The organism is Pseudovibrio sp. POLY-S9 (assembly GCF_001431305.1).
Classification (GTDB): Bacteria; Pseudomonadota; Alphaproteobacteria; order Rhizobiales; family Stappiaceae; genus Pseudovibrio.
Map to the genome: position 1 here is coordinate 94,651 of NZ_LCWX01000237.1, position 2,962 is coordinate 97,612.

Genomic DNA, 2,962 nt, shown 5'->3' on the forward strand with positions numbered 1-2,962 from the left:
GCTTTCCACACGCGGCGTTGATAAGGAAAACATCTTCTGGATGATGCAGCCCCATCAAAAGCCCGGCGTGGCACTGACATGGGATGTGCGTTCTGTTGGTATTGAGGCCACCTTCACGGCACAGGAGGCGGGTAATGACCGTTCTGATGGCGGCACTGTGTTCCGTTATCAGCAGATCAACAAAGTCTCTGCTGGTGAAAATCGCCCCTTGACCATCAGCACAGATGGTGGAGACTTTGAAGCAGACTATCTGGTCTATGCAGTCGGTCAGCGCGGTGGCGGAACCAGCAGAACCGAAGTGGTTGAAGGGGCAGCTAAGAAAGTCCCTATCCTTGAAAGAGAACTGGCCTCACAGTTGCAGCCAGTCTACGACGTCAACCAGCGTTTCAGTGACCTTTCTTCCGGTGGTGCCTGGCAGCACGTGGTGGGTCTGGAAGTTGCAGGTACGACCAAGACTGAAGGTCTGGAAGTGGTCGGTGCTGCTGCGATGCAGTCCAGCCGTGGGATCCAACACAATTATCTTGATGCAGATTACAGCTCACAGCTTGAAGCTGTCCTTGAGAACAATCCTGAGTTCCGTTCTTTGGCTACAGAACATTTCCCAGCTCTGTTGGATGCAAAGCCATTTGAACAGCTTCTGAAGCCTGATTCCGGTTTAAAAAAACCGGGCGAATATGAGGACCAGAAGGCTGCATTGTTAAGCGCACTTAAAGCAACCGATGCTGAGCAATCTCTGAGCGACGTTAATGAGCTGCTGCATACCTTCGATTTACGGAGCAAAGCGGCAAACGATCTGGGTGGTACGGCTAAACCAATCCGCGTGTCAGACCTGTTGGCGCAAGGCTTGAGCCGCACGCAGCCAGCAACCGTTGCAGACCCACGCCTGATTGGTGGAGCACAGCTGAACATTGCAGCCCAGACTGAAAGCTTCAAACCACAACAGATCACGACACCAGGTGGCATCAACTTCAACGAAGATCAGCAGACCATAGCCCTTTATGTGGCTCAAAACTATCCGGATATTCCTGCGGACAAAGCCAACGAGTTCGTGGCCAGCGTGATCGCGCAACGCACAGATGGCAACCACTTACGCGGTTTCACACCAGAAGAACGTACGCAGTTTGAAACTGAGTTGCAGGCGCTTTCTGAATAACGCCTGAGTTCATCAAACCACTGATTGCTCGGTCACAGTCTGTTTGATGCAGACGTGACCGCACGATGCAGCATGTTCATTTCAATCAAGTCAGGACTAAGATGAGTATCTTTTGCAAGAAAAAGGCTCATCAGTCTTGCAAGTTCTGAGAAGAAACCAGGATGCCAGTCACACTTGCAACATCAACGCCGCAGGTACAAGCAAACCTACAGAATGCGGTGAGTTCAAGCTCTACCGATAAGAGCATAAAGCTGCCAGATTATCAGGAACGGCGCCTGAATGATGTTGGAATCACGGTTAAATACAATGCAGAGCTCTCAAGTCAGAAAGTAGAGAGCTCTTTAAAGGCTGTATCGATACACCGTGTGGTCAACAATGAAGTTGCTGTCACAACCAATGCTCTTCATAGCATCATCCCACCGGGGAGTGATGTGGTTATCAATCGAAGTGCCCCTCACATTACACCGGCTTCTCCTTCACAAACGGTCGCGGGCACTCATCAGAGTGTCTTGGAGACGAAAACATCATTGTCTTCGCTCCCAGACAGCGCTTTTTCTGTCATAGAAGGGACATGGCATGATGCAAACACAGTCAGCATCGCCGCGCCCGGAAACGTGTTTGGAGCATCTGGGTGTTTGTCCTGTGCAGATGTCTTACTGGAAATTCCGATGGTAACGGAATTATCGCCTGCATTTGAAGATGTAACACAAGCCTTTGGCGTGAAAGTCTTTGATAAAGGCGAAACCGTTCCGGTGAAGTTCGACAAGTGTGATCTCAACGTCGTTGAATATCAAATTACACCAGCAAACCACCAATACTCTCTCGAAGAAGCCAATGGTTTTTTTGTCGAAAGACATGAGTTCCCTCATATCTTTATGGCTTCGTCAGATCAGGACGAGATCGTTATTACCGTGGGCAAACAGATCAAAGACGACCAGTTTGCGCTGGCCAATATTAAAGTTCCGGATGGCAAAGCAATTATGCTTCCGGGTGGAACAATTCACACAGACAGTTTGTCACGAGGAAATATCGTAATCATGCTCACTGAATGTGTGGGGGCGGATACGGTCCTCATGCACGACAAGGACAGCCAACCGATCACGTTGCGGGTAGACAGCTCAGAACGCATCGGTCTCGCTGAATGGCATCTATAAAAAGACTGCAATGCCATTTGACTGGAGGATTTCTTTCAAATGGCATTTCCCTATACACTTGTTCTCCAGATCTTAGAAATCTGGCGTGTAGAACAGACTTTTTATAATGAGTTATTATTTCACAGCCAAATCAACACAAGAGATCTCTCTGGTCGTTTTGATCCTTTACCATTTAAATTACAGTCTCAAATTTTCTGCACTCAGAACTGAGAATTTTTGGCTTTTCTAACCTGTGCTAAAGCTATCACTTGTTTTTTGCTGCGTCAGGGAAGTTGGAAAATGATCAATTTCGATGCTCTCAGAGACTCCAATACTCGTACAATTCCTTTCCAGTATCTGGTGGGGGAAAATGTACTGACCAAGAAGCAAGCTGCTGATGTTCGTCGTGATTATCCGGACATCAAACAGACTGGGTATCTGCCCTTGTCAAAACTTGAATCGACTGGCGCATTCAAGCAACTTGTAGATGATCTTTATAAACCTGAACTGGCTGAAATTCTTTCGGAAAAACTCAGTTTGGATCTTATGGACAAGCCACGGATGATCACTGTGCGACGCTTGTCCAAACACGGTGATGGCCGTATTCACAACGATTCCAAATCCAAGATATGTACCATGCTCATCTATCTCAATGAAGACTGGGATGACGCCGCTG

At 48.0% G+C, this 2,962-nt stretch carries 1 protein-coding gene and 2 pseudogenes; all 3 read left to right on the forward strand.

The window, feature by feature from the left end; translation table 11 throughout:
• Nucleotides 1-1,153 (forward strand): annotated as a pseudogene (locus PPL9_RS24570) (type III effector); the annotation flags it as partial.
• Nucleotides 1,154-1,314: 161 nt separating this feature from the next.
• Nucleotides 1,315-2,307 carry a hypothetical protein gene (locus PPL9_RS24575; protein ID WP_057465179.1) on the forward strand — a complete coding sequence of 331 codons (993 nt, stop codon included), beginning with the start codon at nucleotides 1,315-1,317 and terminating at the stop codon, nucleotides 2,305-2,307.
• A gap of 279 nt (nucleotides 2,308-2,586) precedes the next feature.
• Nucleotides 2,587-2,962: pseudogene (locus PPL9_RS33680) on the forward strand (2OG-Fe(II) oxygenase); the annotation flags it as partial.